This window comes from Stenotrophomonas sp. C9D9 (assembly GCF_056491205.1).
Genome location: NZ_JBSZIF010000006.1, coordinates 531,919 through 555,354, shown reverse-complemented (window position 1 = coordinate 555,354; position 23,436 = coordinate 531,919). Strand labels below are relative to the sequence as shown.

The window sequence follows — 23,436 nt, the reverse complement described above, 5'->3', positions numbered from 1 at the left end:
CCGTTCGAATCAGAAGTTGACGGCCACATCCAGGCCGAAGGTACGCGGATCGTTGAAGATGCCGGTCTGGCCCAACGCCGGGCTGTTGAGCTTGTAGAACAGGTGCTGCTCATCCAGCAGGTTGCGTGCCCACAGCGAGAACGACATGGTGGTGCCGGTGCTGTTGACCGGAACATCCACCAGCGCCACCCGTGCATTCACCACGTACGAGCTGTCAGTCAGCATCTGGTCGTACTCGCTGGTGTAGTAGCCATCAGACCAGTTGCCGTCCACATGGAATTTCAGCGCCGAGAAGTTGGCGAATGGCACCAGATAGTCGACCGACAGGCTGCCCGCGTTCTTCGGGGCCAGCAGCGGCTGCACGGTCACCTGCACCCCAGCGCCGAACGGGTCGGTCGCGGTCTGCGCATCGATCTTCGTGTAAGCGTAGTTGAGGCCGAGCGTGAGGTTGTCGATCGGCATCACATTGAACTCCAGCTCCGCGCCGCGCGACTTGCCATCGCTCAGCGCATTGGTGGTGACCATCGTGGTGCGGGTTTCGCCGCTGTTCGGATCGAACGGCAGCGAGAAATCCATCTGCTTGTGCGCGATGGTCGAATCGAACACGGCCAGGTTCAGGCGCGCACGGTTGTCCCAGAACTGCGATTTGACGCCCAGCTCATAGGCGGTCACTTCTTCCGGACCGAACGCGGTGTAGTTGGTCGAACGCGAATTGGCACCGCCGGCCTTGAAGCCGGTGCTGTATCTGGCATAGACCATTGCGTGCTCGCCGAGGTCGTAGGCGATGTTGACCATCGGGTCGAAGCGGCTCCAGCGGTCCTTGAAGGCGAGATTCGTCGCCGCGCCGTTGACGATGTACAGGCTGCCCTTCTTGTCATCGCGGGTGTAGCGGCCGCCGGCAGTCAGGTGCAGGCGCTGCAGTGCTTCCGGCGTCCAGGTGGCCTGGCCGAACACGCCCAGGCTGTCGGTCCATGCCTTGCTGGCGCGATCGATGCGCACGCGGGAAAGATCCAGCGGATTGGTTGCCGGGTTCACCGTGTAGCTGTTGCTACCCGGCCCCCACACCAGCATGTTCGGGGTCTGCGCATTGTCACCGGCGGTTTCGTGGTAGTAGAACGCGCCGCCGAGGAACTGCACCTGCGAGGTGTTGCCGATCAGCTGGAACTCCTGGCTGTACTGGTGCTGGTAGACCTGCGCCAGGCTGTAACGCCCGAACGGCGTGCCGGCGCCACCATAGGCCGAAATCGCATCGACCAGGCCCATGTCGAACTGGCCTTGAGTCAGTTCGCGGTAGGAACTGATCGACTTCAGCTCCAGGTTGTCATTCAGCGTCCACGACAGGTTCAACAGATGGCCACTGGTGCGGCCGATGTTGTCTTCCTGCGGTCCACCGAGGATGGCGCTGTCGCGGCGGTCCAGGCTGGCACCCGCCTTCTGCAGCGGGCTGAGGTAGGCGCCCGGCACCAGCACCTGGGTGTGGTACGGCGTAGTGGCGTCGTAGGAACGGTCGAACGCGTACAACAGCGAGAAATCATCGCTCGGCTGCCACAGCGCACTCAGGCGTGCACCACGCTTGTCGTAGCTGTTGAAGTCGCGCTCACCACGCATCGGGTTGTCGGTGGTGCCACCGCGCTTGGCCTGCACGGCGTCGATCTTGAAGCTGACATCGCCCACCTTGGGCAGGTCCAGGTGCAGCGCACTGTTGTAGCCGCTGAAATTGGACACGCCGGCGCTGACGCTGCCGCCAAATTCACCAGTGGGCGCCTTGGTCACGATGCTCACCGCGCCGCCTTCTGTATTGCGGCCGAACAGCGTACCCTGCGGGCCCTTCAACACTTCGATGCGCTCCACGTCGTAGAGCATGTTGCCCAGGCCCTGTGCGCGGCCCATGAACACCCCATCGACGTAGATGCCGACGCCGGCATCGCGGGCCGGCTGGTTGGCGTCGCCGGAAGCGCCGATGCCGCGGATGCCGATGTTCAGCGCCGAACTGCGGGTAGCGAATGGCGTGACCCGCAGCGATGGGATGGAGCCATCGGACAGGCTGCCCAGCGAAATCGCGCTGCGGTCCTTCAGCGCTTCGGCATCGACCACCGATACCGAGATCGGGGTCTCCTGCAGGTTGGTGGCGCGTTTCTGCGCAGTCACCATCACCTGGTCGAGGGCGACCACGCTGCGCGCGGCATCGGCGGAAGTGGCAGCGTCGGCGCTGGGCGTGTCTTCGGCATGGGCCAGCGCCGGCAGAGCGGCGGCAATGGCGAGGGTTTGCAGCGGGCGGTGCAACAGTGCGTGGCGCATCGGACTCATTCGCGGAAGGAGAAGGCCGGCGCAGTCTGGGAGGCGGGAATTACAAATGAATGACCGTTCATTCACACCTTTTGTGACGTACTATCCCGCCTCTGGACGCCCCGACCTGACGCAATGACGCCGAAAACCGCCGTAGCCGCACCCGCTGATGCCCCCGCCGCCGCCCATGCCGAAGCCCAGCGCCGGCGCATCCTCGATGCCGCCCAGAAGTGCTTCATCACCCGCGGTTTCCATGCCGGCTCCATCGGCGATATCGCTGCAGAGGCCGAGATCAGCCAGGGGCTGATGTACCGCTATTTCGCCAACAAGCGCGCCCTGATCCTGGCCCTGATCGAGCGCCAGCTGCGCCATGACCAGGCCTCGATCAGCGAGATGCCGGCAGCATCGGACCTGGTGGACGGGCTGCTGGAGTGCTACCAGCAATGGGCACGCGGCGAGGTGCTGCCGATCCATGGCAATGCCATCGCCAGCGTGGCGCTGTATGCGGAGATCAATGCCGAGGCGCATCGCGACCCGGTGCTGGCCGGGGTGCTGCGTACCCATGACAAGCAGACCAGCTCAGCCATCCATGCCTGGCTGCGCCAGCGCGATGTCGATCAGGGCCGGATCGTGGACGAAGAGCAGATTGCCGGCCGGACCCTGCTGCTGCGGCTGCTGGTGGAAGGCCTGGCGATGCGTGCGGTACGCGACCCGGACCTGCCGCCGGAACGGGTACGCGCCCTGCTGGCCGATGCCATTGGGCGGGTGATGGCCGATTGAGGGGCGTTGAGGCGCGCCATCACACCGCCTCCCGCCCTACCGGTTCGATACTCGCGCGATCCAACCTGCCGAGGATGCTGCAATGGCCGCCGTGCTCGCTCGTACCTGCCTGCTCGCGCTGTGCTGCCTGGCCCTGCCCGCCCGCGCCCAGGACGCCTCGTTCGGCTTCGGCCAACAGACCATCCGTACCGACCAGACCACCCAATCGAGCAGCACCGAGACCCAGAACAATGGCTCGATGACCACGCAGACCACCACCAGTGGCAGCTCGCAATCCGAGTCGCGCAGCGAAAGCAAAGGTATCGACGTGGGCTTCGGCTTCCGTGACAACAACCACGACTGGCGCGATGACCGCGATGTACGCGACAGCGATCTGTTCGGCAGCTGGACACTGGGCCAGGAGAACGGCAGCACCTGCACCATCGAACTGAAGAACATGGCGTGGTTCGGCGGTTACAGTGCCTACGTGCCTGCCGGCTGCCCGGACGGCTTCTTCTCGGCCAACCGCTGGGTGCTGTCGGGCAACCAGCTGCTGCTTACCGATACCAGCAACACCGTATTCGGGCGCTTCCGTGCCTCGGGAGGTGGACGCTGGACGGGGTACCGTGAATCGGATGGCGCGCGCTTGTATCTCAATTTCGAGGGGCGCTGATCGCACCGTGCACGCAGTGGGCACGCGCTGATCGGGAAGATCAGGCGTCCGCCTCACCCCGCCGCCGAAATGTCCGCCCCCACCGGCTCCCGCCTCGTCATCTATGCAGCCCTTGCGGGCAATCTGGCCATCGCCGTGGCCAAATTCATCGCAGCCGGCATCTCCGGCAGCTCGGCCATGCTCAGCGAGGGCGTGCATTCACTGGTCGACACTCTCAATGAGGTACTGCTGCTGTACGGCCTGCGTCGTGCAGGCAAGGCCCCTGACCCGGTACATCCCTTCGGCTATGGCCGCGAGCTGTACTTCTGGAGCTTCATCGTCGCCCTGCTGGTGTTCGCCGCGGGCGCCGGCGTCTCGGCCTACGAGGGCATCCAGCATATCCGCCGGCCGGAGCCGGCCAGCAACCACGCGTTGAGCTACGGCGTGCTGGGTATTTCCATCCTGTTCGAGGGCGCTTCCTGGTGGGTGGCGCTGCGGGAATTCCGGCGTACCAAGGGCAAACTCGGCTACTTCGAAGCCTTCCGCCGCAGCAAGGACCCGTCCACCTTCACCGTGTTGCTGGAGGACAGTGCCGCCCTTCTGGGCCTGGGCTTCGCGCTGATCGGGCTGCTGGCCGCCCAGTTGCTGGAAATGCCGGTGCTTGATGGCGTTGCGTCACTGTGCATCGCCGGCGTGCTGGCCGCAACGGCCTTCCTTCTGGCGCGTGAGACCAAGGGCCTGCTGGTCGGAGAGCCTGCCCACCCCGCGGTGGCCGAGCGGATCATGGCGGTGGCCGAAACCGATCCGGACCTGCGTCGCGCGAACGGCGTGACCACCATGCAGATGGGGCCGGAACAGGTCGTGGCCATGCTCAGCGCCGAGTTCGAGGACGATCGGCAGACCCCGCAGATTGAGGCCTGCATCACCCGCATCGAAACGGCGGTGAAGCGGCAGTATCCGGAACTGGTCGCACTGTTCATCAAACCACAGACACCCGAGGTCTATGCCGCCCGCCGCGCTGCATTGGCCGCGCCGCCTGCGCCGGAATGATGCAGCGTCTGCGCCCGTTTCACCTGAGCGATGCCACAGTGCCACGGTCTTTCACCCGAGCCTGCCACTACCGTGCCGGACTGGTTGCCCCCTTCACTGCAGATTCTTCCGCGTCGCTTCTACCAGCGCCCTTCTACCGACGTTGCGCCGGAGCTGCTCAACAAGCTGCTGGTGCGCGACGATGGTCGCGCGGCGCGCATCGTCGAGGTCGAGGCCTATGCCGGCAGCATCGATCCGGCCGCGCACTCCTATCGCGGGCAGACGCCACGCACCGCCAGCATGTTCGGTGAGGCCGGCCATCTGTATGTGTACTTCACCTACGGCATGCACTGGGGCAGCAACGTGGTCTGCGGCGAAATCGGCGAAGGCGTGGCCGTCCTGCTGCGCGCCGCCGAACCATTGGCGGGGCTGGAACGAATGCGCGCACTGCGCCCGGCGGCCCGACGTGACCATGATCTGGCCAGCGGCCCCGGCAAGCTCTCCCAGGCCTTCGGGCTGGACCGCAGCTTCGATGGCGCAGACCTGGTGACCGGCAGCCACGGCATCGCCATTGCCAGCGATGGCCTGCCTCCCCCCAGGGATCCGGTGGTCGGGCCCCGTATCGGCATCACCCGTGCGGTGGACTTTCCCTGGCGCTGGCATGTTCGCGACCACCGTCACGTTTCGGTACGCCCTTCGCGCGTGCCCCGCAAACCCTGACCGGGATGCGTCACGTCGGCGTCACCCCGTCGTGGCGATACATAACGCGGTACGCACTAGCGTAGTGCCCGACAGCCGCCGAAGCCGCCCTCGCCACCCTGCCCTGAAAAGCGCCATGGACGAAGCCGAACGACTGCTTGAACTCGACCGCCTGCATCTGCTCGACACACCGCCAGAGCCCGTTTTTGATGCGATCGTCGCCGCCGCCCGCGCTGCCACCGGCATGACCATGGGGCTGATCTCGGTGGTGGCCGACGAGCGGCAGTGGTTCAAGGCCAACATCGGGCTGGAAGGCGTCAGCGAAACTGCACGCGAGATTTCGTTCTGCACGCATGCCATCCAGCAGGACGCGCTGTTCGAGATCCCGGACGCGCGCCAGGACCCGCGTTTCGCCACCAATCCACTGGTCACCGGCGGCCCGCGCATCCGCCACTACGCGGGCATCTCGCTGGGCTCGGCGCACGGCGCGCGCATAGGAACGCTGTGCCTGCTCGACCCGATGCCGGGCGTGCTGTCTCCCTCGCAGCGCGAACTGATGGTGCATCTGGCGCGGGTCACCACCCAGGTACTGGAGCAGCGCAGCACGCTGATGGCGCAGGTCGGCCAGGCCAAAGCCCTCCATCGTGAACTGAAGCGCAGCGAGGACTTCCTGGAACGCACCAACCGTGCGGCGCGGGTCGGCGGCTGGGAAATGGACCTGGCCAGCAACGAAGTGCGCTGGACCCGCGAGACCAAGCAGATCCACGGCGTGCGCAGCAATTTCGAACCGACGCTCGACACCGCGCTGTCGTTCTATCGCGAGGACAGCCGCAACATCATCCGCACGGCGGTGCAGCGCTGCATCGATGAAGGCACGTCGTGGGAGGTGCAGTTGCCGATGACCACCGCCGATGGCCGCGCCATCTGGACCCGCGTGGTTGGAGGCCGGCAGCAGGTCGATGGTCGGCCGCGGCTGGTCGGCGCCATCCAGGACATCACCGAGGAGCGTGCCGCGCTGGATGCCCTGGAGGCCAGCGAAACCCGCTACCGGCGGCTGTTCCACTACAGCCTTGGCCTGATCTGCACGCATACGCTGGATGGCGTGCTGACCTCGGTGAACCCGGCGACCGTGCAGTCACTGGGCTTCGATGAGAGCTACATGATCGGGCGCAGCCTGTGCGACCTGATGCCGCCGGAGAAACGGGCCGCCTTCAAGGCCTATCTTGATCGCATCGCAGTCAACCACACCGATGCCGGCGTCATCGAGCTGATCGCCGCCGATGGCACCCGCCATTTCTGGGCCTATCACAACGTGCTCGACAGCGAGGCCCATCCCCCCTATGTGCTGGGCCATGCGCAGGACGTGACGGCGCTGCGGATGCAGGAACAGCAACTGCGCGAGATGTCGTTCAAGGACCCGCTCACCCAAAGCTACAACCGCCGCTTCCTGCCACGCCTGGACGAACTGATCGACCAGCCCTGGGCCTGCCTGATGTTCGATCTGGATCATTTCAAGCAGATCAACGACACCCAGGGCCATGCGCGGGGTGACACGGTACTGGTCGAGTTCGCCGCCTTCCTGCGTGCCCCGCTGGGTGCGGCGGAGAACGTGGTGCGCATGGGCGGCGACGAATTCATGGTGGTGCTGACCGCGCCGGAACCAGGACGGCTGGCCGCACTGGAGCAGTGGTATGTTCAGCAGGCGGGGCAGTCGCCCACGCCGTTCTCGCTCGGCTCGACCCACCACACCCCGGGCGAATCGGTGGCCGATACCCTGCAGCGTGCCGACAGCCGCCTGTATCGCGAGCGCGCACGCGTGCGCCAGCATCCTCGTCGGCAGCCCTGATACGCCCGGCGGTGTACCGGCGCCCCGGCGTAGCGCTATGCTCGGCAGCGGCCACCGTCGGCCTTGGGGGAACACGCATGACCCGCAGCGTCTGCCTGGCTCTGCTGCTGTTGGTGCTTCCTTCCCTCACGCTGTCAGCACCCGCGCCAGCGCCGGTCGAAGCACGGGTGCCCTTCGCACCGACTCCCTTCGTTGGCAGCGACGGCCTGCGCCATCTGGCCTACGAGCTGCACATCACCAACTACTACGGCGACACCGGGGCGCTGCAGCCGCAATCGCTGCAGGTGTTCGGCGACGATGCCGAGACGCCGCTGCTGAGCCTGGATGCCCCTGCCCTGCGCCACTGGGTACGGCCGTCGCCTTCAGGGGATGACGCCATCTCCATTGCAGCGGGAAAGCGCATGGTGGTGTTCCTGTGGCTGTCACTGCCGGCCACCGATAACGTGCCGCACGTCCTTCGCCACCGCATGCTGCTGGGCACCGGGCAGCACGGCAGCGTGGAACTGGATGGCGCCCGGGTTGCGATCAACGCGGCGCCGGTGATGGCGCTCGGTCCGCCCCTGCACGGCGGCCGATGGCTCGCCCACGAAGGGCCTGGCGCGGCGCAGTCGCACCACTGGGGCAGCCTGGTGGCGGTGAATGGTGATCTGACCATTCCGCAGCGCTTCGCGCTCGATCTGGTCGGCGTCGACGACCGTGGGCGTGCCGTGCGCCCAACGACCCGCGATCTGCAGCACACCCGCCATTCGGACTGGGTGGGTTATGCGGCGCCCGTGCTGGCCGTCGCCGACGGCCTCGTGCGCGCGGTCCGTGATGGGCAACCCGAACACCCGCCGCTGACCGCGCAGCCGGAACCCGTCTCACTGACAGCGGATGGCCTGTTCGGCAACTACGTTGTTCTGGAAATTTCGCCAGGCGTCTTTGCCAGCTACGCCCATCTGCGCACCGGCAGCATCAAGGTAGCGCCCGGGCAACGGGTCCAGCGCGGACAGGCGTTGGCCCAGCTCGGCCAGTCGGGCAACTCCGCCGCGCCCCACCTGCACTTCCAGCTCTCCAACAAGGCCACATTTGAAGGATCCGAGGGCATTCCGTACGTCTTCCAGGCCTTCGACGATTTCGGGCCTGAAAGCGAGGCGCAGCTGTTCGGCCAAGGGGAGGCCTGGAAACCCGGCGTGCTCGTGCCGCGCGGCAACCAATTGCCGCTGAACGACATCGTCATCGCCTTCCCGCCACGCTGACACGTTCATTCCGCCGCAAGCGCCTGGATCGGATCCAGCTGCGCCGCGCTGCGTGCCGGGAAGTAGCCAAAGCCCAGCCCGATGGCCGAAGAGCACGCCAGTGCGGCCAGCACCGGGCCCGCGGTGAACAGGAACGGCACACCCAGCGACAGCAGGCTGGACAGTGCACCCACCCCGAATGCGAACAGCACGCCCAGCACGCCACCGAACAGGCAGATCAGTACGGCCTCGATCAGGAACTGGCGCAGGATGTCGCCCTGCCGCGCGCCCACCGCCAGCCGCACGCCGATCTCGCGCACGCGCTCCTTCACCGAGACCAGCATGATGTTCATCACCCCCACCCCGCCGACCACCAGCGCAACTGCTGCGATGGCCGAAACCAGCGCGGCCATGGTCTGGCTGGACTTCATCACCGCCTTGCGGATCTGGTCGGCGTTGTAGATGAAGAAATCGCGGCGGCCATGCAGGCGCTCCAGCTCGGTGCCCAGCGAGGCCTCGGCGGCATTGGTGGGTACGTTGTCGCGTACGCGCACGGTAATGCTCTCCAGGCGCTGGCTGCCCAGCAGCCGCGAGGCCGCCGAGGTATACGGCACGTAGACCGTGGAGGTTGCACCGCCCGCGAACGCATTGGCCCCGACCACACCGATCACTTCCACCGGCATGCCGCCCAGCAGCACCGTGCTGCCGATCGGGCTGCCACTGAACAGCGCTTTGGCGGCCTTCTGGTCGACCACGCCCACCGCGCGGTGCGCATCGACTTCGGCATCGGTGAAGAAGCGGCCGGCCTTCAGCCGTAGCCCGCGCACACGCGGCATGTCGGCCCCTACGCCCAGCACCTGGGCATTGGCACGCCGGTTGCCCTGCAGCGCCGCCACCGATCCGCTCAGGTTCGGGCTGACGCTGTCCACGTAACTCAACGCCGCAAGATGGTCCGCGTCGCCCACCACCAGGGTCTCGATCTCCGCCGAACGCGGGTCACCGAAATCGGCGCCCGGGAAGATCTCCAGCGTGCTGGCGCCCAGTTCGTTGATCTGTGATTCAACCTGCGCCTGCGCGCCCTTGCCCAGCGCAACCACGGTCACCACCGCCGCGACACCGATGATGATGCCGAGCATGGTCAGCAGTGTGCGCAGGCGATGGGCCAGCATCGAGCGCACGGCCATGCGCGCGGCTTCGCGGACTGCATCGATGCGTGCGCGGCGCTCGGTGACCGGCGAACCGCCGCGTTCGGGCTCGGGTGTTTCAGCCGCAGCACGCGGGCCCCGGTCGCCGCGGTCGGCCACCACCCGGCCGTCGGCGATCTCGATCACCCGCGCCGCGTTGGCGGCGATCGCCGCATCATGCGTTACCAGGATCACCGTGTGGCCCTGCGCATGCAGGCGCTTCAGCTCGGCCATCACCTGCTGACCACTGGCGTGGTCCAGCGCGCCGGTCGGTTCATCGGCCAGCACGATCGCACCTCCGTTCATCAGCGAACGCGCGATGGACACGCGCTGCTGCTGGCCACCGGACAGCTGGCTCGGGCGGTTCGCCGTGCGTTCGCCCAGGCCCAGCATTTCCAGCAGCGTACGTGCACGGGCGTTGCGCACGTCCGCCTCCACGCCGGCATAGACTGCCGGCAGCGCCACGTTCTCGGTGGCACTCAGGTTCTCCATCAGGTTGTAGCGCTGGAAGATGAAACCGAAATGCTCGCGGCGCAGGCGTGCCAGCGCGTCGGGCGCCATCTGCTCGGTGGCCTCGCCGTTCACCCGATAGCTGCCCTCGGTCGGCCGGTCCAGACAGCCAAGGATGTTCATCAGCGTGGACTTGCCCGAGCCCGAGGGACCAATGATGGCGATGAACTCGCCGGCATCGATGCGCAGCGAAACGTCCTTCAGCACCACCACCTCACCGGCGGCCGATCGATAGGCGCGCGATACGCCATGCAGTTCCAGCAGTGCGTCGGCCATGCTCACATCCCCAACAGGTTGGCGGCTTCCGGCTCAGCGCCGCTGGGTGCCTGGCCGACCACCACGTTCTCACCCTCACGCAGGCCGGACAGGATCTGCACGGCGGTGGCGGTGCGCAGGCCGGTCGTCACCGCACGCTCCTGGGGGCGGCCCTTGGCATCGAGCACGCGCACGGTACCGCGGTTGCCGACCTTGTCATCCGACTCGGCCAGCGCCGTCAAAGGCACCTGCAGCGCGTTGGCGACCCGCGCCAGCTGCAGGGTCACTTTCACCGTCATCGAAGGCTTCAGCTTCAGGCCGGGATTGGCCACATCGAACAGGCCGGCGTAGTACACCGCCTTCGGCGTCTGCGCCGAGCCGCCCGCATTGCCGGAGGCGACGTCGGCAATCGAGGATGGCGCAGGCTCCAGCTGCTGCAGATGGGATTCATAGCGACGGCCGCTCGGCCCCAATGTCGAGAACCACAGCGCCTGTCCCGGCGCTACCAGCTCGACATCGGCCTCGGCGATCTCGGCACGCACGGTCATCGTGTCCATCTGTGCCAGCATCACGATGGTTGGCGTGGTCTGCATCGAGTTCAGCGTCTGCCCGGCCTTGGTGACGATGGCCACGATGTAGCCATCGCTGGGCGACACGATGCGGGTATAGCCCAGGTTGATTCGTGCGGTTTCGACCTGGGTCACCGCCTGGTCGATCTGCGCCTGCAGCGCGGCCACCTCCGAACGCGCCGCATCGCGTGCCACGCGCGCGGCTTCGAAGCCTTCCTGAGACACCAGGCGCGATGCCACCAGCTGCGACTGGCGCTGGTAAGCACGACTGGCCTGCGCATAGCGGGCCTCGCTGGCGGCATGCTGGGCACGCAGCGTGTTGGTGGCCGCCTCGGCGCTGCGCAGCGCGATACGCTGCGGTTGCGAATCGACCTCGGCGATCAGATCGCCGGCCTGCACGCGCTGGCCCAGCACTACATGCAGGCGCTTGACCTGGCCGGACACCTGCGCACCCACCGCCACCAGTTCCTTCGGATGGACCCGGCCGACCGCCTGTACGGTCTTCTCCAGATCCGCCACCCTTGCAGGTGCGGTGATCAGCGCGGCATCATCACTGCCGGCAAACGCCCACCATCCAGCGCCGGCGGCCAGCGAGGCCACGGTGGCGGCAATGATCCAGGTCCTGCGGTTGCTCATCGAAACGCCCGGTTGCGTGCAGTCGCCCAGTGCGACCGCCGAAGCCGCAGTCTGGAAGCCACGGATGGACGTTTCTTGGAGCCACCGTGGAGATTGCATGGAGGCGCCGCGGCCGTTCAGGCATCAGCCTCGCGCCTGAACGTGGCAGCCCGCATCCACGCAATCTCGACACAATCTCGACCGAGTCTCCATCAACGGTCGCTAGCCTCGTCGGCCTCGCCGACTGCCAGCCTGCCGTGTCCCCTTCCTACCCAGACCTGCCACCCATCGATGTACGCCATGCCTACCTGGCGTGGTGTGCGCCTTCGCCGTGGTTGATCGCACTGGTGCTGGCATCGACCAGCACATGGATGTGGGTCGCGCCGCATCCGGTACTGCCATTGCTGGCGGGCTTCGGGGCCGCCGCGCTGGTGGGGTTCCGCAGTGATGGGCCCGGCCGCACCCGCCGCGCCGGATCCCTCGCAGCGCTGGCGCTGATCGGCCTGGCGGTCTGGGCGACAACGCACCCGGCGGCCAACGTCACCCTGCATCTGCTGCTTGCCCTTGCCACCGCCGTGGTCGCCATCCTGCTGGCAGTGCGCCTGCGCACCCTCGTGGGCATGGCCTCGCGGCTGCAGGCCCGGGTGAACGCCACTCCCATGGCCTCGCGCTGGAGCAAGCTGCCGACGGCGGCGTCCACCCTGATGCTGCAGCAGCTGCGCGGCGCGGGTGCGCTGGAACCCAGCCTGCAGCGCACGCTGGTGCTGGCCACCCTGGCCTGGGCTGCCAATGAAGAGGCGCAGGAAATGGAATACCGACGATGACCCTGCCCCTGACCCCGCCCCTGCCCGCCCTGGCCTCGAACCCGCAGCACGCAATGAAACACGATCTCCGTACCCGACAGCCCCCCTTGGTGCTGATTGCCGAAGATGAAGGCGAAATCGCCGACATCCTCGGTGCCTACCTGGCCCGTTCCGGCCTGCGCAGCGCACGCGCCGCCGACGGCGAGGCAGCGCTCGCCAGCCACCGCCAACTGCGCCCGGACCTGGTGCTGCTGGATGTGCAGATGCCCAAGCTGGATGGCTGGCAGGTGCTGAGCGAACTGCGGCGGCGCGGCAACACCCCGGTGATCATGCTCACCGCTCTCGACCAGGACGTGGACAAGCTGACCGGCCTGCGCGTCGGCGCCGACGACTACGTGGCGAAGCCGTTCAATCCGGCCGAGATCGTCGCCCGCATCCAGGCCGTGCTGCGCCGGAGTTCCCGCACCGTGGTCGAAGAACCCAATGGGCTGATCCGCCAGGGCCCGTTCGAGATCGACCTGCGCAGCCACGAGGTAACGGTGCGCAACGGCGAGCAGGTGCACGCGCTGAACTTCACCCTCACCGAGTTCCGGCTGCTGGTGCACATGGCACGCGCGCCGCGGCAGGTACATGCGCGGGTGGACCTGCTGCACGCCTGCCTGCCCGAAGGCGATGCGCAGGAACGTACCGTCGACAGCCATGTCAGCAAACTACGGCGCAAGCTTGAAGAGGTGGGCGTGATCGGCATTCCCGCCACCATCCGCGGCGTCGGCTACCGTTTCCTGGACTGAATGATGAATCCCAAAGGCAAGAGCATCGGCCGCCAGATTACGCTGTCCATCACGGTGGCCTCGCTGTGTTCGACGGTGCTGTCGATCAGCGGTTTCTACCTGTTCTACTACCTGATGGAGGTGTTCTACCCGCGCTGGTATGACGAGCCGGAAACGATCATGCCATCCGGGCTGGAATGGCTGTGGATCGGCTTGACTGCCACGGTGGTCGTCATCTTCGCTACGCTGGTCGCCTCGCGCCTGACCCGGCGCATCATCACCCCGTTGAACTCGGTGGCCGAAAGCCTGCGGCGGGTCGCTGGCGGCGACCTGGAGGCGCGTGCGCGCGGCGGCGACACCACGATGGCCGAAGCGGCCACCCTGGTCAGCGATTTCAATTCCATGGCAGAGCGGCTCAGCCGGATGTCCGAGAATCGCGTGTTCTGGAACGCGGCGATCGCGCATGAACTGCGCACGCCGATGACCATCCTGCGCGGCCGCCTGCAGGGCATCGCCGAAGGCGTGTTCGAGCCGGGGCCCGAGCAGTTCAACAGCATGCTCACCCAGCTGGAGGGCCTGACCCGCATCATCGAAGACCTGCGCGTGGTCAGCCTGGCCGAGAGCGGTCATCTGGACCTGCGCCTGCAGCGCAGCGATGTCAGCGTGCAGGTGGCTGCGGTGGTGGAAGCGATGTCCGAGGCACTGACCGAAAGCGGGTTCTCGGTAACGCTGGATGCGCGTCCGTCGCTGGCCGACTGCGATCCGGCGCGCATCCGCCAGGCGGTGCTGGCGCTGCTGGAGAACGCGCGCCGCCATGCCATTCCCTGTCCGCTGCGGGTGCGCGTCACGCTGGGCCAGGGCCATTGCACGGTGGCTGTGGAGGATGGTGGCCCCGGCGTGCCGGACGAACTGCGTGACAGCATTTTCGAAGCGTTCCAGCGCACCGATGTCTCGCGTTCGCGGCAGAGCGGTGGCTCCGGGCTGGGCCTGGCCGTGGTGCGCGCGATTGCCGTGGCCCATCACGGAACGGCGCTATGCCGGGCCACCGAACGGGGTGGCAGTTCGTTCGAGATCCGCTGGCCGGTGCATGCGCGTCGTTAAGGACGCAGCATTGCGGAAGACGTTGCTCCGGTAGCGGCCCACCTTGGTGGGCACCACGCGCGTGGCTGAACGCCGCCGGCTTCTCCACGCAATCTCCATCGATCCTCCATGCCCGCTCCAAAGGGCTGCAGATACTGGGCGCGACCCGGGAGATGGCAGGCATCCGTCCCCTGCCCTGTCCCCGACCCACCCTGACATCCCATGAAACACCCCCACAATCCAGCGGCCGCGGCCGGGAGCATCGGCCAACAGAATGCGGCCGCCACCCTCAAGGCCATCCTGCACACCTACCCCTGGCAGCTCACCGGCACCTTCTCGCTGGTGGCGCTGGAGAACGCGCTGCTGCTGGCGTATCCGCTGTTTGCCGGCTTCGCGGTGGACGCGATCATCCGCGGCAACATCGGCCACGCCATCTCCTACGCCGGTGTGGTCCTGCTGTTCTGGCTGGTCGGTGCTGCCCGCCGTGCGGTCGATACCCGTACCTTCACCCGCATCTATGCCGACCTGGCGGTGAACGTGGTGCAGGCGCAGCGCAGGCTGGGCCAGGCCACCTCCACCTCGGCCGCGCGCGTTGTGCTGGCCCGTGAATTCGTCGACTTCTTCGAAAAGCACGTGCCGATCATCGCCACCGCGCTGGTATCGATGTTCGGTGCGGCGGCGATGCTGCTGGCGATCGAACCGCTGGTGGGCGCCGCAAGCCTCGTCGCGTTGTTGGGCGCGCTGTTGCTGCTGCCGTCGTTCGCACGCCGCAACGAGCAGCTGCATGGACGCCTGAACAATCGGTTGGAGCATGAGATCCGCCTGGTCGACCGGGTCAGTCCCTCGGTGCTGCGTCGCCACTACACCACGCTGTCGCGGCTGCGCATCCTGCTCTCCGATCGCGAAGCCGGTGCCTTCGTGGTCGTTGGTGCAGCGGCAGCGGTGCTGTTCGCACTGACCATCGGCCGTCTCGCCACCACCGACGGGGTGACCCCGGGCCATGTGTACGCGGTGATGACCTACCTGTGGACGTTCGTCGGCAGCTTGGATGATGCACCGTCGATGGTGGATCAGCTGGCGCGGTTGAAGGACATCGGCCGCCGCGTCGGCCCGGGCATGGAAGATGCGGAGCACAAGGAAGCCGCTTGATCGGTAGATGCCCACCTTGGTGGGCACCGATGCACCACGGCGCCAACCAAGGTTGGCGACTACCGGGGCAACGGTGCCAACCAGGATTGGCGGTCACCTCGCGGACGGACATCGGCCGCCGCGTCAGCCCCTGCATCGAAGATGCTGAGCGCAAGGACGCCACTTGACCGGTAGATGCCCACCTTGGTGGGCGCCGATGCATCAAGGCCGCCAACCAAGGTTGGCGACTACCGGGCGCGATGAACGTTGCCTCGAACAGCCGAGCATGGCTCGGCGCTACAGGAACTCCGCCATGCGCTGCAGTTCGTCTTCAAGCGCGCCACGAAACACCTTGTCGCGGGCCAGTGACTTGCCGGCATAGCCCACGCTGGACGCCAGTTCACCGTCGCGTACGCTGAGATTGGCCCAGCCCACCACCTGGTCGTGCCACAGCACCGGCAACGCGTAGTAGCCGTACTGGCGCTTCGGCGCAGGCGTGTAGGCCTCGAACTTGTAGATCCAGCCCCACAGCAGCTCGAAACGTCGGCGGTCCCACACCACCGGGTCGAACGGCGCCAGCAGGCGCACCTGTTCGTCCGGTGCATACCGGCGCGAGCGCGGGTTCTCGTCCGCCGGCCAGTACCAGGTGGTGCCGTCCAGCGTGCAGCTGGCCAGCTGTTGCTTGGCCAGCTTCAAGGCCTGCCGGGTCTGCTCGGCCAGATGCGGTGCGCCGTAGCCCAGCAGGCGCACCAGGTAGGTCAGGCTGGCCGATGGCAGTGGCGCGTACTTGCGCACCACCAGATCGATCAAGGCGGCGGCGCGTTCGATCTGCGCCTGTTCGCTGGCATCCGCCTCCGCGTGGTCGGCCACCGCGTAGATGCGGGTGCCGCTGTCGCGCCGCTGCACGCGCAGCAGGCCGCGGTAATGCATGCCGTCCAGCAGGTGCGTGCTGGCATTGCTGGTGCCGCCCCAGTAGTTGGTCACCCGCCCATGCGCGAACGCCTGTTCAACCTCACGCGGGTGCACGCTTCCGCGCTCGCGCACGAAGGCCAGCACGTCCTCCGCTCGGCGCTGGGTCTCGGCATCCCATGCGCGCCTGGACACGCGCGGATGCATCAACGCCAGATGCTCGCGCGGCAGGAAGCCGTAGTTCACCAGGCAATCCTCTTCCACCGGCAGGCGCGTATAGCGCCGCTCCAGGTCACCGGCGCGGTAGTCCTTTACCCGGTGGCGCAGGGTCAGGTCCTGCGCGCGTGCCGGTGCGCGGATCGGGTCGGCCTGCACGAAGCCCAGGCGCTGGATCGCAGTCAGCAGCGTGGTGGGCTTGAACAGCGTGCGCGCCACCGCATGGCGGCGCAGATCATCGAGGGTGGGCGTGGCAGGCATGGCCGCATTGTAGATCCACGCCACGCGTGGATGGCGCCGTGGCGAACCGTGCAACGGCATCCACGCATGGCGTGGATCTACCGAAGTTCCAACACCTCCAGCGAACCGATCACCAGCGCACGCATGCCCTGCTTGAACTCGGTGATCACCTGGCCCTCTTCGTCGTCGGCAATCCCGTAGACCGTATCCGCACCGGCAATGCAGTAGAACGCGATCGTGGCCAGCAGCCAGCGTGCCTTGTCCAGCGGCAGGCCGAACACATCGGCCACATGGGCCTGGTGCGAGGCGATCTTGTCCAGCATCGGCGTGGTCGCCACCGAACGGCGCAGCAGGTACGGCGGCAGCCCGGGGTGCGCTTTCACCACCTCGCACAGCGAATCGACGAACCCCAGCAGGTACGCCTGCAGCCCACCCGGCGCATCGGCCGAGGCGCGCGGAATCTGCCAGCGCTGGAACACCGTATCGGCCACCAGCCGCTTCAAGGCCTCCAGGTTGGCCACGCGCTTGTAGAGCGCGGCCTGGGTCACCGCCAGTTCGGCGGCCACGTTGGCCATGGTCAGGTTCGGCAGGCCCAGCTTGATGCCGATGTCGGCCAGGCGATCGGGGGTGATGGTGGGCGGACGGCCACGGGCCGACGCCGGGGTTTCAGGGTGCGTGTTCATACCGTAGCGAGGGTGCCAGCAAAGGGACCCTCTTGTCCGCTTCATATGGTTTAGTTTAATTTAATCAACTAATTCGGAATGCGCCTGGTTCGCAACCCCGCCGCCGTCCGCAATCGAGCCCATGGCTCACTTCCCGCCAGGTCCCCACCCAGCCGACAACCCTGCGCTGCGCCCTCCCCCGTGCTTGCCGTCGGCAGCGCGCCAGGCGCGTTCGCACCTGCGATTCACAGGAACCTGGCATGACCGTGTACCACTTTTCCTCTCCGCTGCAGCCCGCAGCGGCCGCCGCGAGCCGCGTGCAGATGCATCCGCCGATGGCTCGGCGTTATCGGGTTTCGGCTCTGGCGCTGGGGCTGCTGGCCTCGTTCGCTGCGCTGGCCGACTCCGCGCCGTCCACCCTGCCCTCGGTGCAGGTGCAGGAACAGCGCCGGGTGACCGGCGACTACGCCGGCGGCCAGGTGGCCTCGGGTGGCCGGGTTGGCCTGCTCGGCGACAAAGACTTCATGGATACGCCGTTCAGTACGGTCAGCTACACCGAAGCCTTCATCCGCGACCGCCAGGCCAAGGACCTCACCGACGTCATCGCCGCCACCGACCCCACGGTGTTCAGCAACGGCGTCACCGGTTCCTGGAGCGAAAACTACGCGATCCGCGGATTCGCCTCCAACACCAGCGACACCACCTTCAATGGCCTCAGCGGCATGGCGCCGTACTACCGCACCTCGCCGGAAATGTTCGAGCGCATCGAGGTCTTGAAGGGCCCGTCCGCACTGCTCAACGGCATGCCACCGGGCGGCTCGGTCGGTGGCAGCATCAACCTGGTACCCAAGCGTGCGGGTGACCAGCCATTGCTGCGGGTCAGCGCCAACTTCGCCTCCGATGCGCAGTTCGGCACCCATGTGGATGTGGGTCGTCGCCTGGGCGCCGACCAGCAGTTCGGCATTCGCTTCAACGGCGCGTACCGTGATGGCGACGGTGCGGTCGGCAAGCAGAGCAAGAAGGTGCAACTGGGTTCGCTGGCGCTGGACTGGCGCGGCGAGCGCGCCCGCCTCTCCGCTGATCTGTACAGCGCCGACGACCGCGTCGATGGCCCCGCCCGTGGTGTCGGCCTGGCACCGGGCGTGGCGATTCCGCGGCCACCGCGTGGCGACACCCTGATCAACCCGGACTGGGCCTACGTGGACAGCCAGGACAAGGGCGCGATGCTGCGTGCTGAGCTGGACATCAACGAACACCTGATGGCCTACCTGGCCTATGGCACCAGCAAGACCGACTACCGCTACAACGGCTCGATCAGTGCGCAGGTCCTCAACCCGGCCGGTGATTTCACTACGGTGATGGGCGAGCTGGCGTTCGACATCACGAAGCAATCCGGTGATGCCGGGCTGCGCGGCAGCTTCCGTACCGGCAGCGTCGGCCATCAATGGGCCGCCAACGTGACCCACTACCAGCACACCCAGAACGACTACGGCCGCCGCAGCGTGCCGGGCTGGGACTGGACCACCAACCTGTACAACCCGGTGTGGGGCCCTGCCGCGCCGTTCGTTGCACCGCATATCTCGCACACCGAGTTGCGGCTGGACAGCATCGGCTTCGCCGACACGTTGTCCTTCGCCGATGACCGCGTGCAGCTGACGCTGGGCGTGCGCCGCCAGCAGGTGGTCAGCGAGACCTTCAACGTGGCCAGCGGTGCGAGCACCTCGCGCTATGACGAGAGCGCCACCACCCCGGCAGCGGCCCTGCTGGTGAAGGCCACCGACACGATCTCGGTCTACACCAATTACATCGAAGGCCTCAGCCAGGGCACCACCGCGCCGATGACCGCCGCCAATGCCGGCGATGTGTTCGCACCGTTCCGTACCAAGCAGAAGGAGCTGGGCCTGAAGCTGGACCTGGGCAGGTTCGCGCATACCTTCAGCGTGTACGAGATCAAGCGCCCGAGCAGTTACACCGATCCGGTCACGAATATCTTCTCGTTCGGTGGCGAGCAGCGTAACCGTGGCGTGGAATGGGGCTTCTTCGGCTCGCCACTGGATGGCGTGCGCCTGCTCGGCGGTTTGGCCTACGTGCAACCGAAGCTGACCCGCACCGCCGGTGGCGTGAATGAAGGCCGTATTGCTACTGCCGTTGCGCAGCGGCAGGCGAAGCTGGGTGTGGAATGGGATGTGCCGGCGCTGGAGGGCTTGACCCTGACCGGCAATGCCACCGCGATGTCAAAGCAGTACATCAGTGCCGACAATCGCCTGTCGGTGCCGGGGCGTACGTTGTTTGATGTGGGTGCGCGCTACAACACCACGATGGCCGGGCGGCCGCTTGCGCTGCGCGCCAGCGTGAACAACGTGACCAACAAGGCGTACTGGGGCATGCCGTTGTTGTCGAGCCTCGCATTGGGTGCGCCGAGGACGGTGTTGTTGTCGGCCACGATGGATTTCTGAGCCGGGCGGCCTCCGCGCCAGACATGCCTCACCTGTAGAGTCGAGCCATGCTCGACTCCGATTTCCCCGAGGAGTCGAGCATGGCTCGACTCTACAGAGAACCCGAATGCCGCTGGGCGTGGCGTAGTTCTATTCCGGGTGTAGGCGATAAATCGCCTGATTGGTCAACGCCAATGCCGCCAGCTTCAACCCCTCCATCACCCGATCGCCCACGTACTGATCCGGGCCGCCATTCTGGCGGGCGCGTTCGGCCGCCAGCAGGATTTCCTGCACGATACGCAGCCCGGCCAGCGCACCGTCGGCGTCGGCCAACGCCAGGCAGCGGCCCGGCAGCTGATGGCGCTCGGGCCAGGGCTGGCCGTCGGCGGCCGCGCCCAACCCGATGCGATGCAGCAGGGCCATCAGGCTGTTGGGATCAGTCGCGATGTCGTGCCCTTCATCGGCATTGGCCGGGGCGTGCTGATGAGGGAACTCCGATGCGTTCATGGCAGGTCTCCTTGCAAGGCATGCGGGACCACCGCCCTTAACAATCAAGGCGGCGGACGGTACGTGGCTGGAAATCCCGTGAGTCAGTGCTATACCCGGGCGGTGGGCTTGCGCCCACCTCCACGCACCGCCCGCCATGGAACGCGAACGGAATGCCAGCCGACGCCGCGCAAGGCGACGCCGGCTGGCAAGCGTAAACAGCACTTACTCAACGGGGTTTCCAGGCCCCGGCCACCCTTATTCGGTGGCACCCCATCATGTGCACAACGGGATGGCAGGCGCCAACAACCCACGTGCAAAGACAGCGACGTTTACGCAGCGATGGCATTGTCGCATATCGTCAATCGATCCGAAGATTCAACAACTTGCGCCATACCATCTGCGGCATTCCCCACCCGCATTGGCACCGCGCATTCCTTGACTGCATCCGGCATTCGAGACATGCGAGATGCCAGTTCCGACATTACGCAAGCAGATGGGCAATCAACGCCAGCACCGCCAGATGCCCCACGTAGTACCCGTAGAACACCCAGCGCCAGCGCGGCAGTTGCCACGTCATCCGCGCCGCCAGCAGCACTATCGGAATGGCCAGCAACGCCCAGCCGTTGTGGTTGGCCCAGCACACCGCTGCAAGCGCGGCCAGCAACAACCACCAGGCCCGATGCCGGAACGCGATCCAGGCCAGCAGTACGCTGCCCACACCGGCCCACTGATAGTCCACCAGCATCGGCAGCAGACCTGCGGCCAGCAACAGCTGCACCGGCCGATTGTTCGCCAACGCATGCACGGCCACCGCGGCCAGAGCGAAGGTCAACAGGATGTTGAGCGGCAGCCAGGAACCGAACGCGAGTGCGTGCAATGGCTGCGCGATCAGCCCCCATAGCGCGAGCCGGCGTATCGATTTACGCGGGTCGGCCCCGGGCTGGGCCAAGTTGCAAGCCATCACCAGCGCGAACAGCGGGAAGGCAATGCGCCCAAGTTCGCTGACCACCGGCACGTAGCCACCGAAGACCACCTTGGCCACGTGATCACCGGTCATGGTCAGCAGTGCGATCCACTTCAGCAGCTCGCGTGCGCCGCTGCCGAGGGTGAGGTTGAAGGTGGACGTCCCGGTCGTGGTCGCTTGCATCGCGGAAGCTTATGCGCATCGGCCAGCCCATTTCCAGCGCCGCGCAGGAGCCGGCCGCTGCAAGCCGCAGGCGGCGGCGCTATGCTGGCCGCCCCTGCTTGTGAGACGCCCGCCATGCGCACCCTGTACCCCGCCATCGAACCCTACCGCGAGTTCACCCTGCCGGTGAGCGATCTGCACACCCTGCATATCGAAGAGTGCGGCACGCCCGAGGGCATCCCGGTGGTGTACCTGCATGGTGGCCCCGGCGCCGGCATCTTGCCCACCCACCGCCGCTTCTTCGACCCGGCGCGCTACCGCATCGTGCTGATCGACCAGCGCGGCAGCGGCCGCTCCACGCCGTTCGGCGAACTGCGCGACAACACCACGCAGGACCTGGTGGCCGACATCGAGAAGGTGCGCGAGCACCTGGGCATCGAACGCTGGCTGGTCTATGGCGGCTCCTGGGGTTCAACCCTGTCGCTGGCCTACGCGCAGGCGCATCCCGAGCGCGCCACGGGCCTGATCGTGCGTGGCGTGTTCCTTGGCCGCGAAATGGAGAACCGCTGGTTTGCCGAGGCCGATGGTGGTGCGCGCTGGATCTTCCCGGAGCGCTGGGACCGCTATGAGGCCTATATCCCGGAAGCCGAACGTGGCGACATGATTGCGGCCTACTGGAAGCGCATGGATGGCCCGGATGAAGCGACCCGCATCGAAGCCGCGCAGGCCTGGCTGGGCTGGGAAGACAACGCCGCCACCCTGCAGCACGACGTGGATGCGGTGTCCACCGATGACCCGCTGGATACGCTGGCCAAGGCCCGCATCGAAGCGCACTACTTCCGCAACGGCATCTTCCTGGAACCGGACCAGCTGCTGCGCGACATCGACCGCATCCGCCACCTGCCCGGCGTGATCGTGCAGGGCCGCTACGACATCATCTGCCCGCCGCGCAGCGCCTGGGACCTGGCCAAGGCCTGGCCGGAGGCAAAGCTGGAGATGGTGACCTCGGGCCACAGCGCGAACGAGCCGGCGACGGTGGATGCGCTGGTACGCGCCACGGATGCGTTCGCCGACCGTTTCTGAAGACAAGGGGTAGTGCCGGCCGCTGGCCGGCATCCCGGGGCTTGTAGGTAGAGTCGACTGTCAGTCGACTGCTCTCGGCGGGAAGCCGAAAACCCCGCGCTGCGCGCGATAGTCGACTCTACCCAGCCGCCTCTGCGCCGTCGATCACGGCAGCCCGGTGAATGGCCGCCCACCGCCACCGGCCAGGCAGGCGGATTCTTCGCAGCTCGCTTACAAGCAGGCGCCGATGATCCGGCCGTGGCCACGGACAACCCTGGCCTACCTCCCTACTTCTGGAGCCTGCCATGACCGGTGTTCGCTATCTCCCCGTCGCCCTCGCCCTTTGCGCGGGCCTGCTGCTGGGCGGTTGTTCCAAAACGCAGGAGGCCAGCAAGGCTACCGCGGCCGAGGACGTAACCGAAGTGAAGCTCATCCCTGCCTATGAATCGCTCGACAAGGACAAGGACGGCATCGTCACCCTGGCCGAAGTGGATGCCGTGGCACCCGACTGGGCCGAGCGCCTGCACGCCTGCGATACCGACCGCGACCAGAAGCTGACCCGCGGCGAGTACGACGTGTGCAAGCAGACCAGCACCGCGCATTGATCCCGTGATGCGCCCCTGATCGGCGTGACGCGTGCCCGGCTATACCAAGGTATAGCCGGGCTAACCCACGAGCCTCTAGGACTGCCCCATTCAGGGGCGGACAATAGCGCCACTGGCCAGGGCAACCCTGGCCGGCCCCTCCCCTCATGGAGACGCAGATGGACCCCGACCCTGCCGGGCGCACCGCGCCCCGGATGCCCGCTTGTTGCCTGTTCCTGGCGCCTGCCCGCCGGTCCCTGCCTGCCTGAGTGACGGGGGATCGCCAGGTGCCGCCTGCCTGGAGATCGCCC

At 66.8% G+C, this 23,436-nt stretch carries 20 protein-coding genes; 13 read left to right on the top strand and 7 right to left on the bottom strand.

The window, feature by feature from the left end:
• Positions 1-9 precede the first annotated feature (9 nt).
• Complete coding sequence (locus ACXI0D_RS18030; RefSeq protein WP_479642896.1) at positions 10-2,298, bottom strand: TonB-dependent receptor; 2,289 nt, start codon at positions 2,296-2,298, stop codon at positions 10-12.
• Positions 2,299-2,421: 123 nt separating this feature from the next.
• Here ACXI0D_RS18030 and ACXI0D_RS18025 point away from each other — a divergent pair, with 123 nt between their 5' ends.
• From ACXI0D_RS18025 to ACXI0D_RS18000, 6 genes are all read left to right on the top strand, one after another.
• Positions 2,422-3,066 carry a TetR/AcrR family transcriptional regulator gene (locus tag ACXI0D_RS18025; RefSeq protein WP_479642895.1) on the top strand — a complete coding sequence of 215 codons (645 nt, stop codon included), beginning with the start codon at positions 2,422-2,424 and terminating at the stop codon, positions 3,064-3,066.
• An 82-nt stretch (positions 3,067-3,148) separates the two neighbouring features.
• Entirely contained in the window at positions 3,149-3,718 is a 570-nt protein-coding gene (locus ACXI0D_RS18020) for an AprI/Inh family metalloprotease inhibitor (RefSeq protein WP_479642894.1), read from the top strand.
• A gap of 69 nt (positions 3,719-3,787) precedes the next feature.
• Positions 3,788-4,747, top strand: coding sequence for a cation diffusion facilitator family transporter (locus ACXI0D_RS18015; RefSeq protein ID WP_479642893.1), 960 nt, complete (start codon positions 3,788-3,790; stop codon positions 4,745-4,747).
• Between the two features lie 72 nt (positions 4,748-4,819).
• Positions 4,820-5,446, top strand: coding sequence for a DNA-3-methyladenine glycosylase (locus ACXI0D_RS18010; protein WP_479642892.1), 627 nt, complete (start codon positions 4,820-4,822; stop codon positions 5,444-5,446).
• 115 nt (positions 5,447-5,561) lie between these two features.
• The gene (locus ACXI0D_RS18005; RefSeq protein ID WP_479642891.1) at positions 5,562-7,271 is read left to right on the top strand and encodes a sensor domain-containing diguanylate cyclase; all 1,710 of its coding nucleotides are present in this window, start codon (positions 5,562-5,564) and stop codon (positions 7,269-7,271) included.
• Positions 7,272-7,348: 77 nt separating this feature from the next.
• A complete protein-coding gene (locus tag ACXI0D_RS18000; protein ID WP_479642890.1) occupies positions 7,349-8,509 on the top strand; it encodes a M23 family metallopeptidase in 1,161 nt (386 codons plus the stop codon).
• 5 nt (positions 8,510-8,514) lie between these two features.
• On the opposite strand, the gene ACXI0D_RS17995 is transcribed toward ACXI0D_RS18000, so the two are convergent.
• Positions 8,515-10,458, bottom strand: a complete 1,944-nt coding sequence (locus ACXI0D_RS17995; protein WP_479642889.1) for a MacB family efflux pump subunit — start codon at positions 10,456-10,458, stop codon at positions 8,515-8,517.
• Between the two features lie 2 nt (positions 10,459-10,460).
• Positions 10,461-11,642, bottom strand: a complete 1,182-nt coding sequence (locus ACXI0D_RS17990) for an efflux RND transporter periplasmic adaptor subunit (RefSeq protein WP_479642888.1) — start codon at positions 11,640-11,642, stop codon at positions 10,461-10,463.
• A 236-nt stretch (positions 11,643-11,878) separates the two neighbouring features.
• Between ACXI0D_RS17990 and ACXI0D_RS17985 the strand changes: the two genes are divergently transcribed.
• From ACXI0D_RS17985 to ACXI0D_RS17970, 4 genes are all read left to right on the top strand, one after another.
• Complete coding sequence (locus ACXI0D_RS17985; RefSeq protein WP_235434901.1) at positions 11,879-12,445, top strand: hypothetical protein; 567 nt, start codon at positions 11,879-11,881, stop codon at positions 12,443-12,445.
• A 53-nt stretch (positions 12,446-12,498) separates the two neighbouring features.
• On the top strand, positions 12,499-13,215 hold the full coding sequence (locus tag ACXI0D_RS17980; RefSeq protein WP_101766410.1) for a response regulator: 717 nt from the start codon (positions 12,499-12,501) through the stop codon (positions 13,213-13,215).
• Between the two features lie 3 nt (positions 13,216-13,218).
• The gene (locus ACXI0D_RS17975; protein ID WP_049445510.1) at positions 13,219-14,295 is read left to right on the top strand and encodes an ATP-binding protein; all 1,077 of its coding nucleotides are present in this window, start codon (positions 13,219-13,221) and stop codon (positions 14,293-14,295) included.
• A 201-nt stretch (positions 14,296-14,496) separates the two neighbouring features.
• Complete coding sequence (locus ACXI0D_RS17970; RefSeq protein WP_119006321.1) at positions 14,497-15,423, top strand: ABC transporter six-transmembrane domain-containing protein; 927 nt, start codon at positions 14,497-14,499, stop codon at positions 15,421-15,423.
• Between the two features lie 276 nt (positions 15,424-15,699).
• Here ACXI0D_RS17970 and ACXI0D_RS17965 read toward each other — a convergent pair whose 3' ends face one another.
• Positions 15,700-16,788 (bottom strand): DNA glycosylase AlkZ-like family protein, encoded by a 1,089-nt coding sequence (locus ACXI0D_RS17965; protein WP_479642887.1) that lies wholly within the window; start codon positions 16,786-16,788, stop codon positions 15,700-15,702.
• A 77-nt stretch (positions 16,789-16,865) separates the two neighbouring features.
• Positions 16,866-17,450 carry a TetR/AcrR family transcriptional regulator gene (locus ACXI0D_RS17960; protein WP_119006322.1) on the bottom strand — a complete coding sequence of 195 codons (585 nt, stop codon included), beginning with the start codon at positions 17,448-17,450 and terminating at the stop codon, positions 16,866-16,868.
• 239 nt (positions 17,451-17,689) lie between these two features.
• Between ACXI0D_RS17960 and ACXI0D_RS17955 the strand changes: the two genes are divergently transcribed.
• Complete coding sequence (locus ACXI0D_RS17955) at positions 17,690-19,885, top strand: TonB-dependent receptor (RefSeq protein WP_479642886.1); 2,196 nt, start codon at positions 17,690-17,692, stop codon at positions 19,883-19,885.
• Between the two features lie 129 nt (positions 19,886-20,014).
• On the opposite strand, the gene ACXI0D_RS17950 is transcribed toward ACXI0D_RS17955, so the two are convergent.
• Together ACXI0D_RS17950 and ACXI0D_RS17945 are read right to left on the bottom strand one after the other, a co-directional pair.
• Entirely contained in the window at positions 20,015-20,371 is a 357-nt protein-coding gene (locus ACXI0D_RS17950) for a hypothetical protein (protein ID WP_049445018.1), read from the bottom strand.
• 463 nt (positions 20,372-20,834) lie between these two features.
• The gene (locus ACXI0D_RS17945; RefSeq protein WP_049445016.1) at positions 20,835-21,500 is read right to left on the bottom strand and encodes a TraX family protein; all 666 of its coding nucleotides are present in this window, start codon (positions 21,498-21,500) and stop codon (positions 20,835-20,837) included.
• Between the two features lie 114 nt (positions 21,501-21,614).
• Here ACXI0D_RS17945 and pip point away from each other — a divergent pair, with 114 nt between their 5' ends.
• Positions 21,615-22,562: a prolyl aminopeptidase gene (gene pip, locus ACXI0D_RS17940; protein WP_119006324.1), complete on the top strand. Its 948-nt coding sequence runs from the start codon at positions 21,615-21,617 to the stop codon at positions 22,560-22,562.
• 284 nt (positions 22,563-22,846) lie between these two features.
• Positions 22,847-23,146, top strand: a complete 300-nt coding sequence (locus tag ACXI0D_RS17935) for an EF-hand domain-containing protein (protein WP_049445012.1) — start codon at positions 22,847-22,849, stop codon at positions 23,144-23,146.
• Positions 23,147-23,436 lie beyond the last annotated feature (290 nt).

What these genes read in the sequence shown, in the direction of transcription:
- ACXI0D_RS18030 (WP_479642896.1), bottom strand. Translation starts at nt 2,298, where the DNA reads ATGCGCCACGCACTGTTGCACCGCCCGCTGCAAACCCTCGCCATTGCC.
- ACXI0D_RS18025 (WP_479642895.1), top strand. Translation starts at nt 2,422, where the DNA reads ATGACGCCGAAAACCGCCGTAGCCGCACCCGCTGATGCCCCCGCCGCC.
- ACXI0D_RS18020 (WP_479642894.1), top strand. Translation starts at nt 3,149, where the DNA reads ATGGCCGCCGTGCTCGCTCGTACCTGCCTGCTCGCGCTGTGCTGCCTG.
- ACXI0D_RS18015 (WP_479642893.1), top strand. Translation starts at nt 3,788, where the DNA reads ATGTCCGCCCCCACCGGCTCCCGCCTCGTCATCTATGCAGCCCTTGCG.
- ACXI0D_RS18005 (WP_479642891.1), top strand. Translation starts at nt 5,562, where the DNA reads ATGGACGAAGCCGAACGACTGCTTGAACTCGACCGCCTGCATCTGCTC.
- ACXI0D_RS18000 (WP_479642890.1), top strand. Translation starts at nt 7,349, where the DNA reads ATGACCCGCAGCGTCTGCCTGGCTCTGCTGCTGTTGGTGCTTCCTTCC.
- ACXI0D_RS17995 (WP_479642889.1), bottom strand. Translation starts at nt 10,458, where the DNA reads ATGGCCGACGCACTGCTGGAACTGCATGGCGTATCGCGCGCCTATCGA.
- ACXI0D_RS17990 (WP_479642888.1), bottom strand. Translation starts at nt 11,642, where the DNA reads ATGAGCAACCGCAGGACCTGGATCATTGCCGCCACCGTGGCCTCGCTG.
- ACXI0D_RS17980 (WP_101766410.1), top strand. Translation starts at nt 12,499, where the DNA reads ATGAAACACGATCTCCGTACCCGACAGCCCCCCTTGGTGCTGATTGCC.
- ACXI0D_RS17975 (WP_049445510.1), top strand. Translation starts at nt 13,219, where the DNA reads ATGAATCCCAAAGGCAAGAGCATCGGCCGCCAGATTACGCTGTCCATC.
- ACXI0D_RS17970 (WP_119006321.1), top strand. Translation starts at nt 14,497, where the DNA reads ATGAAACACCCCCACAATCCAGCGGCCGCGGCCGGGAGCATCGGCCAA.
- ACXI0D_RS17965 (WP_479642887.1), bottom strand. Translation starts at nt 16,788, where the DNA reads ATGCCTGCCACGCCCACCCTCGATGATCTGCGCCGCCATGCGGTGGCG.
- ACXI0D_RS17960 (WP_119006322.1), bottom strand. Translation starts at nt 17,450, where the DNA reads ATGAACACGCACCCTGAAACCCCGGCGTCGGCCCGTGGCCGTCCGCCC.
- ACXI0D_RS17955 (WP_479642886.1), top strand. Translation starts at nt 17,690, where the DNA reads ATGACCGTGTACCACTTTTCCTCTCCGCTGCAGCCCGCAGCGGCCGCC.
- ACXI0D_RS17950 (WP_049445018.1), bottom strand. Translation starts at nt 20,371, where the DNA reads ATGAACGCATCGGAGTTCCCTCATCAGCACGCCCCGGCCAATGCCGAT.
- ACXI0D_RS17945 (WP_049445016.1), bottom strand. Translation starts at nt 21,500, where the DNA reads ATGCAAGCGACCACGACCGGGACGTCCACCTTCAACCTCACCCTCGGC.
- pip (WP_119006324.1), top strand. Translation starts at nt 21,615, where the DNA reads ATGCGCACCCTGTACCCCGCCATCGAACCCTACCGCGAGTTCACCCTG.
- ACXI0D_RS17935 (WP_049445012.1), top strand. Translation starts at nt 22,847, where the DNA reads ATGACCGGTGTTCGCTATCTCCCCGTCGCCCTCGCCCTTTGCGCGGGC.